General features: G+C 69.1%; 13 protein-coding genes. 6 read left to right on the top strand and 7 right to left on the bottom strand.

The window, feature by feature from the left end:
- The first annotated feature begins 104 nt into the window (after positions 1 to 104).
- From ASG27_RS20715 to ASG27_RS20700, 4 genes are all read left to right on the top strand, one after another.
- Positions 105 to 560, top strand: coding sequence for a hypothetical protein (locus tag ASG27_RS20715; protein ID WP_056420225.1), 456 nt, complete (start codon positions 105 to 107; stop codon positions 558 to 560).
- Between the two features lie 10 nt (positions 561 to 570).
- Complete coding sequence (locus ASG27_RS20710) at positions 571 to 1,437, top strand: DUF2145 domain-containing protein (protein WP_056420223.1); 867 nt, start codon at positions 571 to 573, stop codon at positions 1,435 to 1,437.
- Positions 1,438 to 1,529: 92 nt separating this feature from the next.
- Positions 1,530 to 2,585 carry a serine endopeptidase gene (locus ASG27_RS20705; RefSeq protein WP_056420220.1) on the top strand — a complete coding sequence of 352 codons (1,056 nt, stop codon included), beginning with the start codon at positions 1,530 to 1,532 and terminating at the stop codon, positions 2,583 to 2,585.
- 12 nt (positions 2,586 to 2,597) lie between these two features.
- Positions 2,598 to 4,034, top strand: a complete 1,437-nt coding sequence (locus tag ASG27_RS20700; RefSeq protein WP_082486046.1) for an FAD-binding oxidoreductase — start codon at positions 2,598 to 2,600, stop codon at positions 4,032 to 4,034.
- A 123-nt stretch (positions 4,035 to 4,157) separates the two neighbouring features.
- On the opposite strand, the gene ASG27_RS20695 is transcribed toward ASG27_RS20700, so the two are convergent.
- Together ASG27_RS20695 and ASG27_RS20690 are read right to left on the bottom strand one after the other, a co-directional pair.
- On the bottom strand, positions 4,158 to 5,564 hold the full coding sequence (locus tag ASG27_RS20695) for a GGDEF domain-containing protein (RefSeq protein WP_056420217.1): 1,407 nt from the start codon (positions 5,562 to 5,564) through the stop codon (positions 4,158 to 4,160).
- A 254-nt stretch (positions 5,565 to 5,818) separates the two neighbouring features.
- The gene (locus tag ASG27_RS20690) at positions 5,819 to 6,283 is read right to left on the bottom strand and encodes a hypothetical protein (protein ID WP_235504094.1); all 465 of its coding nucleotides are present in this window, start codon (positions 6,281 to 6,283) and stop codon (positions 5,819 to 5,821) included.
- Positions 6,284 to 6,637: 354 nt separating this feature from the next.
- On the opposite strand from ASG27_RS20690, the gene ASG27_RS20685 reads away from it, so the two are divergent.
- Complete coding sequence (locus ASG27_RS20685; protein ID WP_056420213.1) at positions 6,638 to 7,090, top strand: hypothetical protein; 453 nt, start codon at positions 6,638 to 6,640, stop codon at positions 7,088 to 7,090.
- Positions 7,091 to 7,102: 12 nt separating this feature from the next.
- Here the strand turns inward: ASG27_RS20685 and ASG27_RS20680 are convergent, their stop codons facing one another.
- Positions 7,103 to 7,963 (bottom strand): YiiX/YebB-like N1pC/P60 family cysteine hydrolase, encoded by an 861-nt coding sequence (locus ASG27_RS20680; protein WP_082486045.1) that lies wholly within the window; start codon positions 7,961 to 7,963, stop codon positions 7,103 to 7,105.
- A 25-nt stretch (positions 7,964 to 7,988) separates the two neighbouring features.
- Positions 7,989 to 9,161 (bottom strand): tRNA guanosine(34) transglycosylase Tgt, encoded by a 1,173-nt coding sequence (gene tgt / locus ASG27_RS20675; RefSeq protein WP_056420211.1) that lies wholly within the window; start codon positions 9,159 to 9,161, stop codon positions 7,989 to 7,991.
- Positions 9,162 to 9,356: 195 nt separating this feature from the next.
- Between tgt and ASG27_RS20670 the strand changes: the two genes are divergently transcribed.
- Positions 9,357 to 9,836, top strand: a complete 480-nt coding sequence (locus tag ASG27_RS20670; RefSeq protein WP_056420208.1) for a universal stress protein — start codon at positions 9,357 to 9,359, stop codon at positions 9,834 to 9,836.
- Positions 9,837 to 9,969: 133 nt separating this feature from the next.
- Here ASG27_RS20670 and ASG27_RS20665 read toward each other — a convergent pair whose 3' ends face one another.
- The 3 genes from ASG27_RS20665 to ASG27_RS20655 all read right to left on the bottom strand — a co-directional run bounded on the left by ASG27_RS20665 (position 9,970) and on the right by ASG27_RS20655 (position 14,577).
- Positions 9,970 to 10,356, bottom strand: coding sequence for a hypothetical protein (locus ASG27_RS20665; protein ID WP_056420206.1), 387 nt, complete (start codon positions 10,354 to 10,356; stop codon positions 9,970 to 9,972).
- Between the two features lie 402 nt (positions 10,357 to 10,758).
- Positions 10,759 to 12,018, bottom strand: a complete 1,260-nt coding sequence (locus tag ASG27_RS20660) for a phospholipase A (RefSeq protein WP_056420595.1) — start codon at positions 12,016 to 12,018, stop codon at positions 10,759 to 10,761.
- A gap of 483 nt (positions 12,019 to 12,501) precedes the next feature.
- A complete protein-coding gene (locus ASG27_RS20655; protein WP_056420203.1) occupies positions 12,502 to 14,577 on the bottom strand; it encodes an ATP-dependent helicase in 2,076 nt (691 codons plus the stop codon).
- Between the last annotated feature and the right edge of the window lie 132 nt (positions 14,578 to 14,709).

The raw sequence follows: 14,709 nt of genomic DNA, 5'->3' as shown, positions 1-14,709 counted from the left end.
GTTTCCGGCGTCCGCCATGAAGCCATGGCGGATGCTCGGAGGTTGCCCTGAAAAATCCGGTGCTGCCGCGCTACTGCGCAGCACCTTCCGCAAGGAGTGAAACCATGAAGATATTGCCCAAGATCCTGACCCTTGCCCTGGCCGCCGGCCTGCTGTGCACGCTGGCTGCCCTGCCCGCACGGGCGCAGAGCGAGGCCTCGGCCGCGCTGTCGCTGCTGCCCATCGCGTCGGTGGTGGGCACGGCCTCGGTGGCGTCTGCCGCCGCTGGCGCGGTCGTGACGGTGCCCGCGGCCCTGTCGGTCGCCGGTGCGGTGCTGACGGTGAAGACGGTGGAGGCATCGGCCACCGGCACGGTGTACCTGCTGGAGCGCGCATCGGACGGCGCCCGGGTCAGCGTCGAGGTGGCGGGCCGCGGCGTGGGCGCATCCGCGCACGCCGTGGGCACCGTGGTGACCTGCAGCGTGATCGGCACGGGTGTGGTGCTGTCGGTGGCGGGCGAGGCGATCGCCTTCGTGCCCAACGCCATCGGCCGTGCGCTGCTGCACAACGAGCGTCTGTAAGGGCTCCGCCATGAATATGCAGCTGATGACCGTGACGACCCCTGCGCAGGCCCGCGTGCGCTCTTCTTTCAACCCCGCCGTGCTCGGCCTGGCCCTGGTGGCGGGCGCGGCCTTGCTGGCTGCGCCTGCGGCCCACGCAGGCCGCTCCTGCGAGGCCGCCAAGCCCGTGCCGGCCAAGGTGATCGAGCGCGGCATGCAGCTGGCCCAGCAGACCTCGGCCGCGCTGGATGCGGAGCATGCGAAGTCCGGCGCGCAGGTGGTGGTGCTCGGCCGCGCGGGGCAGGACCTCTCCAAGTACGGCCTGCGCTATTCGCACCTGGGCTGGGCCTACAAGACGCCCGAGGGCCCCTGGCGCGTGGCCCACAAGCTCAACGAATGCGGCACGGCCGTGGGTTATCTGTACCGCCAGGGGCTGGGCGAGTTCTTCCTGGACGACCTGTGGCGCTACGAGGCCGTCTACGCCGTGCCCACGCCCGAGGTGCAGCAGCGCCTGCTGGCCGTGCTGCTGGACACCGCCCGCACCAAGACGCTGCAGCACCCGCCCTACAGCATGGTCAGCTACGCGTGGGGCCGCAAGTACCAGCAGTCCAACCAGTGGGCGCTGGAGACCCTGGCCGTGGCCATGGAGCCCGCCACGGTGCGCAGCCGCGAGCAGGCGCAGGCCTGGCTGCAGTTCAAGGGCTACGAGCCCACCACGCTCAAGCTGGGGCCGCTCACCCGCATGGGCGGGCGCGTGGGCTCGGCCAACATCGCGTTCGACGACCACCCCAGCGACAAGCGCTTCTCGGACCGCATCGAGACCGTCACTGTCGATTCGGTGCTGGCGTGGCTGCAGCGTGCGCAGCTGGCATCGGCCCCGGTGACCATCAAGAATTGAATGAAAAGTGCTGCTACCGCTTGATGGTAAAGCGCTGGCAGCTATCAAAAAAGAAGCATTGCGCTTCAGGCACCCGTGAGGAGCAAACGACCATGAGCAAATCCCTGCGACTGTCGGAGAAGTGGTTTCGCCGCGGACTGTGGCTGGTGGCGGTGGTGTTCGCCAGCTTCCTGATCGGGCTGGGCGGCACCATCGTGGGCGACCTGCCCAAGGTCGAGACGCCGCTGCTGGTGGACGACTTCCTCGACCGCGCCGCCGCCGAGAAGCTGCGCGCGCAGGTCAAGGAGGCGCGCCAGGCCGAGCAGGATGCGCAGACCGCGCTGGAGCAGGCGCAGCTGCAGCGCAGCAAGGCCCGCAGCGAGACCCAGGCCGCGCGCGAGACGTTCAACAACTGGCTCGCCACCCGCTCCGCCACGCAGCGCGCCGACCAGGACCCCGAGGTCATCGCCCGCACCCAGGCGCTCGTTGGGCTCAAGCTCGCAGAACGCACCACGCAGCAGGCCGTGGAGCGGCAACAGCAGGCCGCGCTGGATGCGCGCCAGGGGGCCGCAGCCACGCAGGAGCGCCTGAACGCGATGGAGGCCGAGGGCTACGTGAAGCTCGAGGCCGAGCGCCGCAAGGTCGACTTGCGCGTGTTCCTGTACCGCCTGGCGCTCACCTTGCCGCTGCTGGTGATTGCCGGCTGGCTGTTCGCCAAAAAGCGCAAGGGCACCTACTGGCCGTTCGTGTGGGGCTTCATTTTCTTCGCGCTGTTCGCGTTCTTCGTGGAGCTGGTGCCCTACCTGCCGAGCTACGGCGGCTATGTGCGCTACGTGGTGGGCATCGGCGTGACGGCGCTGGTGGGGCGCTACGCCATCCTGGCGCTCAACCGCTACCTGGAGCGCCAGAAGCTGGCCGAGGCCCTGCCCGACCAGGAGCGCCGCAAGGAGCTGAGCTACGACGTCGCCCTGGCCCGCCTGGCCAAGAGCGTGTGCCCCGGCTGCGAGCGGCCGGTGGACCTGAAGAACGAGACGATCGATTTCTGCCCCCACTGCGGCATCGGCCTGTTCGACCGCTGCGGCACCTGCAGCACGCGCAAGAGTGCGTTTGCGAGGTTCTGCCACGCGTGCGGGACAGGGGCAGGGGTCAAGCTGGCGCGCGATGACTGAGCGGGCCCCCGCGTGACCGCCGTGCAGGGGCTGCGCCGCCGACAACTGCTGGGCACGCTGGGCGCACTGGCCGCCGCAGGCCTTGGCAGTGCTGCGTGGCCAGTGGCGCCCCACAGCGCGCCCGGTGTGCTGGTGGAGAACGTGAGCCGCCTGTACGCCGTGCGCGTGTCGCGGGTGGTGGTACCCACAGGCTTGCAGGACGTGGTGCGGGCAGTGAGGCAATGGCCCGGCGCAGTGGCCGTGGGGGGCGCGCGCTACAGCATGGGCGGGCAGGTGGGTGTCGAGGGCGGGCTGCATGTCGACATGCGGCGCATGAATGCGCTGGTGTGGCTCGACACCAGCGCCCGCAAGGTGCGTGTGCAGGCCGGCATGCGCTGGCGCGATGTACAGGACCACCTGGACCCCCACGACCTGGCGGTGCGCACCATGCAGAGCTACGCGAACTTCACGGTGGGCGGGTCGGTGTCGGTGAACGTGCATGGCCGCTATGTGGGGCATGGGCCGATCGGCGCGTCCGTGCGGGCCCTGCAGATCGTGCTGGCCAGCGGCGAGGTGCGCGAGGCCAGCCGCCTGCAGCACCCCGACCTGTTCCGCGCTGCCCTGGGCGGATACGGTGGGCTGGGCGTGATCACCGAAGTGGAGCTGGACCTGGATGCCAATACCGCCATGGAGCGCACCGTGGCCCACGTGGCCCTGGAGGACTACCGAGGCTTCTTTGCCGCCAAGGTGGCCGCGAACCCGCAGGCCGTGATGCACAACGCAGACCTGCTGCCCCCGGCCTTCGACCGCGCCACCGCCGTGACCTGGGCCCGCACCGACAAGCCCGTGACCGTGCCCGACCGGCTGGTGCCGCGCGGGCTGCCCTACACGCTGGACAAAAGCGTGATCTGGGCGGTGACGGAGCTGCCGGGAGGCCACCAGCTGCAGCACAAGGTGGTGCGCCCGGCGCTGCTGCGTGGGCAGCCGGTGGTGTGGCGCAACCATGAGGCGAGCCTGGATGCCGCCTCGCTCGAGCCCGCGAGCCGCGCGCAGTCCACCTACGTGCTGCAGGAGTACTTCGTGCCCGTGGCCCAGTTCGCCACCTTCACGCGGGGCCTGGCCCGCATCCTGGCGCAGCACGGGGCGCAGGTGCTCAACATCTCGGTGCGCCACGCGCCGCCCGACCCCGATGCCGTCATGGCCTGGGCGCGCGAGGAAGTGTTTTCATGGGTGCTGTACTACAAGCAGGGCACCAGCCCCGAGGCCTGTGAAGCAGTGGCCGTGTGGACGCGTGCGCTGATCGACTGGGCGCTGCAGCACGGCGGCACCTACTACCTGCCCTACCAGCGCCATGCCACACAGGCACAGTTCGCGGCAGCGTACCCGCAGGCCGACCGGTTTCGCGCCATCAAGGCGTTGTGGGACCCGGAAGGGCGGATGACCAACATGCTGTGGAAGCAGTATCTGTAGCCTGAGGCCGCGCGGTTGCCGTTGCCGTTGTCCGAAGTGTCTGGAGTGTCTGGAGTGGTCGTCAGCGTGGCGGCCGCCCAGCCTGCATGCCCCGCACAGCAACCGGGCGCAGGCGCTCTGGACCTAGCCGACCGCCACCCGGTTGCGCCCCTCGGCCTTGGCCCGGTACAGCGCCGTGTCTGCCGCCAGCAGCAGCACCTCCAGGTCGGCGTCCCCGCCCATGGTGGAGCTGTGCACCAGCCCGATGCTGACCGTGGCGTGCGGCTGCGTTCCGGGGCCGGTGCCGAAGTGCTGCTGCTGCACCGCAGAGCGCATACGCTCGGCCATGGCCTGCGCCTCGCCGGGCGATACGCCGGGCAGCACCACCGCGAACTCCTCGCCGCCCATGCGGCCCAGCAGGTCCTGGGGGCGCAGTGTGTCCGCCAGGGTCCTGGCGATGCCGATGAGCAGCTGGTCCCCGGCGCCGTGTCCGTGCTGGTCGTTGACCTGCTTGAAGTGGTCGACGTCGAGCATCATCACGGCTGCACCGGCGCACCCGCGCTGGTGGCGTGCCAGCAGGCGCTCGCCCTGCTTGAGCAGCGCGCGGCGCGCCAGCACGCCCGTGAGGTCGTCGTGGCGCACGGCGTGGTCCAGCCGGCGCAAGGCCTGGGCGCGGGCCGCGCTGGCGCAGGCCACGGCCAGTGGCCCCAGGGCCAGCAGCGTGACGCCCACGCGCAGCGAGAACACATCGCTGGCGTGCGCCGGCGTGAAGTTGAGCACCCCGGTCGCGACACCCGCCATGGTCCACAGGCACACCACCAGCGACAGCAGGCTGGCGGTGAAGGTGCTGTAGCTCAGGGCGCACCACAGCAGCCCGGGCACCACGAAGGCCAGCATGCCGGGCCCGCCGATCACGGTGCGGACGCCCTCGGCCAGCAGCAGCGAGCTCACCGGCGCCACGCGCCAGAACAGCGAGCCGCCCGATGCACCCTGGGGGGGTGGGGGCGGGTCGTCGGCGCGCGGGGCTGCCAGCACCACGGGGAGGATGAGCATGTAGTTCATGAGCTCGGTGCTGAACCACAGCGACAGCAGGTCGTACCACGGAGCGTTGAAGTACACCGGCGCGGCGCCGCAGCCCGCCAGGGCGCCCACGGTGCTGGCCGCCAGGGCCGCCAGCAGCAGGTACAGGGCCGACACGGTGCGCCGCAGGCGCAGGGTGTTCTCGTCCAGCCGGCGCAGCACCAGCCAGCCGGCGGTGGCACTGAGCAGGTTGGCCGCGTTGAGCCACAGCGCCATGCCCCACTGGCTTCCCGTGATCAGGTCGGCCGCGACATAGCCCAGCCCGGCGGCGATCCACGCGGGTGGCCGCGCCAGGGTGGGGTAGCGCACCAGCAGGCCCAGCAGCAGGGCATTGGCGGGCCAGAAGGCCGACAGGAAGCCGATGGGCCGCGCGAAGATGCCCACCAGGCAGGCCGCAAACACCAGCATGCCCAGGCCGGACCAGACAAGCGGCGGTGCCAGGGGCCGGTAGGGGGCAAGGGTGCGGAGCATGCGTGGAGTGGGAGGGGCCGGCAAGGACGACAGCGTCCCCTCGATTGTCTCTGTCGGCGGCCTCGCAGGCCATTTCGCTGCACCTATCAGAAACTTCTGTTGACATTCTCCAACAAAATGTAACGAAGGCGGTGGGAGCCCGCAGGCCGTCGCTGGGCTGTGCTAAGCGCACTGCCCAGCGACGCTGTCAGCGGGTCTTGGGTGTTGGAGGCCGTGCCGTGCCAGGGACGTCCCGGCCCTGGGCGCGCGCGGTGCTACCGCCTGCGCCAGCGCTGCACCCAGTGGCGCCGCACCACCCGCGCCATGCGCCAGGCCCAGGATGCGCGGGCGCGCTCCAGCACACGGTGCTTGAAGCTGATCCAGTGCGTGTACGCCCAGGCAAACCACCGCAGCTGCATGAGCGCAGGCTGGGTGAGCGTGAACAGGCGCGCGACCACGGCCGTGCCCACCACCTTGGCCAGCGCGATCACCAGCATGCCCAGCACCACATGCCCGCGCCCCATGGCCCAGAGCGCGAGCAGCTTGACGGGCAGCAGCAGCGCCGTGGGCAGTGCGAACAGCGCCACCGCCGCCCAGGGCGGCAGGGAGCGCACCCAGCCTTCGATCCAGCGCAGCCCCGGCCAGCGGCCGATGCGCGCCAGCAGTTGCTGCAGCGGCACCCAGCCCCATTCCTCGAACAGGATGATCAGCGCCAGCAGGCCGCTGGCAAGGCCCGCCATCGCGCGGCCGGGCCAGCGCAGCAGTTGGTGCAGCAGGTTGTGAATGATGTGGCCTCCAGCCTGGGCGCTTCGACCCTGGCAGCGATGGTGGGTGATGGATCGCGAATGGGCGCATCAGCGGCCAGTGGCCGCCTTGACGCCCCCGGACCCGCGGACGGTCTCTGGACAGGCAGCATACCGCTCTGTGTGCGGTGCGGATGGCGCGGTGGGCGTGGGCCGCTGCCGGCGCTGAAGTATCCGTCGGCGATACCCGAGGGCCCGTGCCACGCCACCGCCCCTGGAATGTCGCTCGCCCGCCGTGCGGTGCGCGAATCATCGGCGCCACAAGCATGTGCTTGGGTCTCAAGGAGCCTTATGGGCTTGCTGTCTTTGCCTTCGATCCGCCGCCGCGCCCTGACCGGCCTGGTCCTGTCCGCGTCCGTGGCGGCCCTCAGTGGTTGCTACGTGGCGCCCATGCAGCCCGCGCCGGTCCCTGTGGTGGTGCAGGCACCGGCACCACCGGCGCCTCTCACGCTGGCCGTGCGTCTGTATCCCGCCAACGATCAGGCGACCGCACTCGGTGTGGTGCACGCGGTGGTGACCAACGATCTGCATGGCCGGGGGACCTTCCAGGCCACGATCCAGGGGGAGTCGTTCATGGGTGAAGCCACGCGCAAGGCCGGCTCCTCCCGCGAGGGGCTTGCCAGCGGCGCGGGCAGCCGGGGCAGTTACCTCAGTTGCCAGTACGCGATGAACTCGTCCACGCTGGGCATGGGCTCGTGCCGCCTGTCCAGCGGCGCGCTGTTCACCATGCACGTGGGCGGCTGACGCCGCACGCGCTCAAGGGGCGGGCTGCCCGGCGGCTGCGACGTCGGTGTCTCGCTCGCCCCCTTTGAGATGCCCCACGTACTGCAGCGCCTGCTTGATCTGCACCGACGGCACATCGCCTTCGCGCATGTGCAGCAGATCGGCAGGGCTCACCATCAGCGCAGAGGCATCGGTCAGCGGCAGCCGGGCCGCGCGGTAGGCCTCCAGCACGAGCTGCGAGCAGAAGAAGCGGTCGTTGCGGGCCGCTCCCAGCTGGATGGCCGCCATGCCGCGCAGGCACGCGTCGCGCACCACGCCCGGCACCAGCGGCAGTTCGCAGTAGGCGCGTTGCAGCGTGAAAGGCGCCTGCAGCACGATGCCGGCGGTGTTGTACTTCTTGCCGTCCTGTGCCTGGGCAAAAGACCGGAGAGCATCGGCGTGCGCATCGGTCATGCCGGGGTGGCGGAAGGCGACGATGGTGGCTTCGTCGGCGATGAAATCGGCCGTGCTGCGGATGCGGATGCCCGAGCCCACGGCTTCGATGACCTGGTCGTCGCCCAGGTACAGCGCCGCATGGCTCACCGGCGACAGCGTGGCCATGCGGATGCCCAGCGAACTGATGCCGTGGGTGGCCGACAGGATGATGTCGCCCGCCCGCAAATCGCTGCCGCCGATGGCCTGTCCGCCATTGGCGGGCGTGAGGAGCAGGCGGTTTTGCACCTGAAGCGTCGGCAGGCCGTTGTCGGGATCACGGTCGATGCGCGTGGCGCAGCCGCCCAGGACCAGGACGACCGCGAGCGCAGCACCCAGCCGACAGCCTGCGAAGGCGCTGCGGCCGGGGTGCGGGCGCGCCGTGGCGCCGTTTGTGCTGTCGCGTGTGGGGAGGGTCGTCATGGGTGGAGGCGGTCGGTGGTGGGGCTCAGACGCCCCGCGCCCGCTCGGTCTTGAACAGCGCACGGAACTGCGCGAAGGCGCCGGCGTCCAGCGACTCGCGCACTTCGCGCATGAGGTTCAGGTAGTAGTGCAGGTTGTGCACGGTGGTGAGCATGGGGCCGAGCATTTCGCCGCAGCGGTCCAGGTGGTGCAGGTAGGCGCGGCTGAAACCCTCGCGGCCGCCCTGATCCCACGACACGCCCGAGCTGCCCGCGCAGGCGTAGCAGGTGCAGCTGGTGTCCAGCGGCTGGTGGTCCGCCTTGTGGCGCGCGTTGCGGATCTTGAGGTCGCCATAGCGGGTGAAGATGGTGCCGTTGCGTGCATTGCGCGTGGGCATCACGCAGTCGAACATGTCCACGCCGTCGGCCACGCCCTGCACCAGGTCTTCGGGCGTGCCCACGCCCATCAGGTAGCGGGGCTTGTTGGCGGGCAGCCGGTGCGGCGTGTGCGCCATGATGTCCAGCATCTCGTCCTTGGGCTCGCCCACGCTCACGCCGCCCACCGCGTAGCCGGGGAAGTCCATCTCGACCAGGCGCTCGAGCGATTCCTGGCGCAGGTGCTTGAACATGCCGCCCTGCACGATGCCGAAGAGCGCGTTGGGGTTGTTCAGGCGGTGGAACTCGTCGTGGCTGCGCTGGGCCCAGCGCAGGCTCATCTCCATGCTCTTGCGGGCTTCGGCCTCGGTGGTGAGGTGGCCCTTGGTCTCGTAGGGCGTGCACTCGTCGAGCTGCATCACGATGTCGGAGTTGAGCGTGGTCTGGATCTGCATGCTCACCTCGGGCGACATGAAGAGCTTGTCGCCGTTGACCGGGCTGGCGAACGTCACGCCTTCTTCGGTGATCTTGCGCATCGCGCCCAGGCTCCACACCTGAAAGCCGCCCGAATCGGTGAGGATGGGCTTGTCCCATTTCTCGAAGCCGTGCAGCCCGCCGAAGCTCTGCATCACATCGAGGCCGGGGCGCATCCACAGGTGGAAGGTGTTGCCCAGGATGATTTGCGCGCCCATGTCGTGCAGGCTGCGCGGCATCACGCCCTTGACGGTGCCATAGGTGCCCACGGGCATGAAGATGGGGGTCTGCACCACGCCATGGTTGAGAGTGAGCGTGCCGCGGCGTGCTTGGCTGGAGGGGTCGGTCTTGAGAAGGTCAAACTGCAGCATGATGGGCCGTATTGTCCCAGACGGCCCGGGGCGCTCTGCCGCAGCGGCGCGGCCCTCGCAAGCTACGGAGGTTTCAGCGGTCTTTCATGGGGGGGCAGACGCCCCATCGGCACGCAGGGACAAGGGCTGGCGCTGGCGCGGTGCGTGGCTACACTGATCCGTGACACGCGGACAACCCGCTCAAAGGAGACCTTCATGCTCAAGATCCTGATCGCCGTGGATGGCTCGGAACTCTCTCTGGACGGTGTGCACCATGCCCTCTCGCTGGTGCGCCAGGGCCTGCAGGCCAGCGTGGTGCTGGCCCATGTGCAGGAGCCCGCCACGCTGTATGAACTGGTGACCACGCGCGACCCCGACCTCATCGCCGCCGCCAGCCTGGAGGCGGGCGAGCACCTGATGGCCCCGGCGCGCGCGCTGCTCGACGCGGCGGGGGTGCAGTACGAGACCGATGTGGGCGTGGGCGATGTCGCCCATACGCTGGTGGACATGATCGAACGCTCGGGCTGCGACATGGTGGTCATCGGCGCCAAGGGGCAGGGCGCCATCACCACCGCGCTGCTGGGATCGGTGTCGCAGGAGGTGGCCCATGCGAGCCCCGTGCCCGTGACCATCGTGAAGCACACCGACGTGCTGGAGGCGGTGGACGGCGATCTGGTGGAAGACGCCGAGGCTTGAGGCCTCGCAGTTCCCGCGCCGGCGGGAGCCGCACTGCCGGCATGCACCCTGCGCGCCGCAGGTCGGCAGAAACGACAAGGGCCGCGTGCAGCGGCCCTGGGCGGGGTGGTGGGGCAGAGAGCCGGCGCAGGTCTCAGGCAGCCTTGCGGAACGGCTCCGAAGGCCGCTGCAGCTTGCCGTGCGGCAGCGTGGCCAGGCGGGTGAACATGCGGCGGCAATAACCGCTGATCCACAGACACTTGTTGAGCTCGTCCACCGGCAGCGGGCCCGACACCACGACGATGTCGTTGGCGGCCTCCTGGGCACCGGCGGCACGCAGGCGGCGGCGGGTGTTGTTGGCCCAGGACTGGATGCGCGTGGGGCTGCCGTGCTGGTGCACCTCGCCGGTGTGCACATCGAATGCAATAGCGACGGTGTCGGTCTTGAGCTTGAACCTGCGCTCACCCGTGACGGCACTGGGCGCGTCGCGCATGTCGTACAGGTAGTAGCTGCCTGCCTTGAGCTGGTATTGCATGTCCATGGGTGTTCCTCTCTGTCGGCATTTTCGAGGGTGCACACGCAGGGCAGTGGTCCGTAAAACGGCAGAAAAGCCGCCCTTATCGCAGGCTGCGGCGGCCACCATGCCAGCGTCGGTGCGCGTGCGATTGTGGCGGCGCGCCGGCAGCATGGCGCAAAACTTGAGGGAGTTCTGGTAACGAGTTGTGATGGATATCTACGCCGACATGCGGGCCAGCGGTATTGCGACAGTGGCACCGGAGCCGCTCACTCGCACAACGAGCGCGGCGTACAAAACTGACGCTGCCCATGCGCGGGACGGCAAGCCAAGGTCCGCCCCGCAGCGAGGGCGTCGTCCCCCTTCCCGAATGGCGCAGCCATTCGAGAGAAGGGGTGAAGGCGCGCAAGCGCCTCAGGGGGATGAACTCTAGAAATCCACCAGGCTCACACCGACGCTGAACACGGTGCGCTTGCGGTTGTAGTCGATCATGCTGTCGCCGTAGCCGCTGAACAGTGCGGTGTGCAGGCGCAGGTTGCTCTTGCCGCCCAGGGTCGAGCCCACAGCCTGCAGCCATTCCAGGCGCACGGAGCCGCGGTCGGTGCTGGACAGCGAATGGCGCACCGTGGCGGACAGGGTGTTGTCCTTGTTGATGTTCCAGAACGCCGACAGCTCGCCACGGCCGATGTAGTCGGCGATGCCCGGGTTGTCGTCGCTGCCCGAGCTTTCAGGGATGCGCTTCCAGATGCGGGCGTTCACGCTCACGCTGTTGGACAGCTCCAGGCCCGTCATCATGTACACGCGGTTCCAGCTGCGCGACAGGGGCTTGCTCTGGCCGTTGGACTGGTGCACCAGCCCCACGCCGCTGTAGCGCCACTTCCAGCCGAATGGCAGCTCGGCCGTGGTGGGGTAGACGTACATGACTTCGGGTTCGTGGTCGGTGGCGCGGAAGGGGCGCGAGATCTCGGGCGTGAACAGTTGCCAGTACGACTGCTGGGTGTAGCCGAACCACACCGAGTCCTTGAGCGTGGGATGGCCCTGCGTGAGCAGACCCTGCGCGACCTTGGTGCGCACCGACAGCTGGATGCGGTTCTCGGCGCGGCGGTAGGGCGTCGATTCGGTGGCCGAATGGTCCGCCGCGTCCGATGTGGGCTGGCGGTTGACGTTGCTGCCCGCCACCACCGACAGCGTGATCGGCCGGTAGCCGCGGAAGCGGAAGGTGCCGCAGTCGGTGCCCGACTCCAGTTCCCAGAAGCGCGACAGGTCGCTGTATTGCGCGTCGCGGCAGCCGTCGGTGCGGGCCACGTCGATGATGCGGGTGGCAGGCAGGGTGGTGTCCACGGGTGGTGGCACGGCGGAGGCGTCGGCGGAGCCGCCGGCCGAGGCCCCGGGCGCCTTCCAGGTCTGCTCGGCGGCCAATTGGTCGAAGCAGGCGAGGCGGGCCTGGTTGTCGGTGGACAGCGCAGCGCAGCGGCGCCAGCCGGCGTCGGCACCCGCCGCAGCACCGGCAGTTGCCGCGGGTGCGGCCTGCGCGAAGGCTGCGCCAGCCGGAGCCAGCGTGGCCAGCACCAGCGCCGCAGTGTGGTGCAGTGCCCAGCGCCCCGATGCGGGGGCGTCGGCCTGTGAAGCACGCCAGGTGCTGCGCAGCGGGCTGCTGGAGCCCAGGTGTGGGTGTGGGCGATGTTCCATGTTCCGCATATGTCCTTGCCGCAACCTCCGCCCGCCACCCGGCCTGTCCGGGGGCACTGACGTGGGTGCCGTTGATCGAATCCATCCAGTGTGAGAACAGGTTCTCAGGTTGCCGCTGCCGGCAGGCCCGCTTGCGGCCACCGTGCTGCAGTCGCGCTGCACGGTACCACGCACGCCTTGTGCCAGCTTTCTTGTGCCAGCTTTTGCCGCAGCAGCCTTTTGCGCCCTGCCGCTCTGGTCTGCGGCAGATGCATTCCTGGCTGCCGCAGGCTCAAAAAACGCGCGCCAACGGGCTGGCTGGGTGCGCGGTTCTGGCTCGTGGCTGCTGGTCAGGCCGCGCTGGATTGTGGTGTGCCTGGGCTGCTGGCGCTTGTAGGATAAGCGCTGATAGCTATCAAAAGCAAAGCGCCCGTGCCGCCGCGTGCCGCTGTGTGGGCCTGCCGCAACAGGCGGTGGTGAGGGCTCGCTTCGGTGCCCGGCCTCTCACTGCGCGGGCGGGGTGCTGTCGGCCAGGGCTTTCTTGGCGGCGAACTCGGCGCGCAGTGCCTTGAGCTTTTCGCGCGGGTCTTCGCGCACCGTGGCCTTGTCCAGTCCCATTTCGGCGATGAACCGGCTGGGCTGGGCCGACACCATCTCCCGGCCCTTCTTGCGCTTCTTGGTCCAGCTCACGGCCAGGGTGCGCTGGGCGCGGGTGATGCCCACGTACATCAGGCGGCGCTCTTCCTGCAGGCGCTGCAGCGTGTCGTCGCTCACCTTTTGCTGGCGGCCTTCGTCGTCGTCGAGCTTGAAGGGCAGCATGCCCTCGGTCACGCCCACCAGCACCACGTGCGGCCACTCCAGCCCCTTGCTGGCGTGCAGGGTCGACAGCGTGACCATGTCCTGGTCCTTCTCGCGCTCGCTGATGGTGGACAGCAGCGCGATGGTCTGCGACACCTCCAGCAGGCTCTTGGTTTCCTTGGCCACCACGGCGCCGGCGGTGTCGTCGATCTGGCCGCCCGCACGTTGGGCCATCCAGTCGCAGAACTCCATCACGTTGCTCCAGCGCGCGGCCGCCACCTTCTCGCTGTCTTCGTTGTCGTACAGGTGCTGCTCGTAGCCGATTTCTTTCAGCCAGTCGTTCAGGAAGGTGCGCGATTCCTCGGCCCCGTGCACGCGCCGTGCGCTGTACTCCAGGTAGTTGATGTAGCGGCCGAACTCGTGCAGGCCGTCCATGGCGCGCTTGGGCACGGCCGCCGGCAGCATGCCGTTGAACAGCGCGCCGAACATGCTTTGCTTGTGCTGCGTGGCAAATGCGCCCAGGGCCGCCAGCGTGGTGTGGCCGATGCCGCGCTTGGGGGTGGTGATGGCGCGCAAAAACGCTGGATCGTCATCGTTGTTGATCCACAGGCGGAACCACGCGCAAAGGTCCTTGATTTCCGCCCGGTCGAAGAAGCTCGTGCCGCCCGAGACCTTGTACGGAATGTTGGCCTTGCGCAGCGCCTTTTCGAACGGCTTGGCCTGGTGGTTGGCGCGGTACAGCAGCGCGAAGTTCTTCCAGTCCGGCGGCGGGTTGCTGGCCGCACGCAGGCTCTGGATGCGCGCCACGGCGCGGTCGGCCTCGTGCTCCTCGTTGTCCGCGTCCACCACGCGCACGGGCTCGCCCTCGCCCAGTTCGCTGAACAGCGTCTTGGGAAACAGCTTGGGGTTGGGCCCGATCACGTTGTTGGCGGCGCGCAGGATGGCGCTGGTGGAGCGGTAGTTCTGCTCCAGCTTGATGACCTTGAGGTGGGGGAAGTCCACCGGCAGCTTTTTCAGGTTGTCGAGCGTGGCGCCGCGCCAACCGTAGATGGACTGGTCGTCGTCGCCCACGGCCGTGAAGTGCCCGTTTGCGCCCACCAGCAGCTTCAAGAGCTCGTACTGCGTGGCATTGGTGTCCTGGTACTCGTCCACCAGCACGTGGCCGAGCGACGCCTGCCACTTGGCGCGCACTTCGGGGAAGTCGCGCAACAGGCGCAGCGGCATGCCGATCAGGTCGTCGAAGTCCACGCTCTGGTAGGCCGCCAGGCGCTCCTCGTAGCGCGCCATGAGCGTGGCGATGATGCGTTCGTTGTCGTCCGCCGCCTGGGCCAGCGCCTCTGCGGAGGTCAGGCCCATGTTCTTCCATTTGCTGATGACCCACTGCCATTGGCGGGCCGTGGCCATGTCGGTGGTGCCGCCCGAGGCTTCCTTCAGGATGCCCGTCACGTCGTCGGCATCCAGGATGCTGAACTGGGGCTTGAGGCCCAGCACCGAGCCGTCCTCGCGGACCATGCGCACGCCCAGGGCGTGGAAGGTGCAGATCAGCACGTCCTTGGCGCGCCGGCCGATCAGGTGCTGCGCGCGCTCGCGCATTTCGGACGCCGCCTTGTTCGTGAAGGTGATGGCCGCGATGCGCTTGGGCTCCATGCCCTTTTCGATCATGTGGGCGATCTTCTGGGTGATCACCCGCGTCTTGCCGGAGCCCGCACCGGCCAGCACCAGGCACGCGCCATCGGTGTAGTGGACAGCCTGAAGCTGGGCGAGATTGAGACCGAACGACATGGGGAGGGAGGGGGGGGCGAAGAAAAACCAGGAGAAGGGGGCACGGGGGCCGCCGCGGGGCTGGGCCTCGCAATGCGCAGGCCAGGGGCGCAATGATACCGGCCGTCCCGGGAGGGCGGGGCCGTCGCCGCG

It is taken from the genome of Acidovorax sp. Leaf191 (genome assembly GCF_001424425.1).
In the GTDB taxonomy this organism is placed as follows: Bacteria; Pseudomonadota; Gammaproteobacteria; order Burkholderiales; family Burkholderiaceae_C; genus Acidovorax.
The sequence above is the reverse complement of the archived record's forward strand: the minus strand, read 5'-3'. Positions and strand labels throughout refer to the sequence as shown.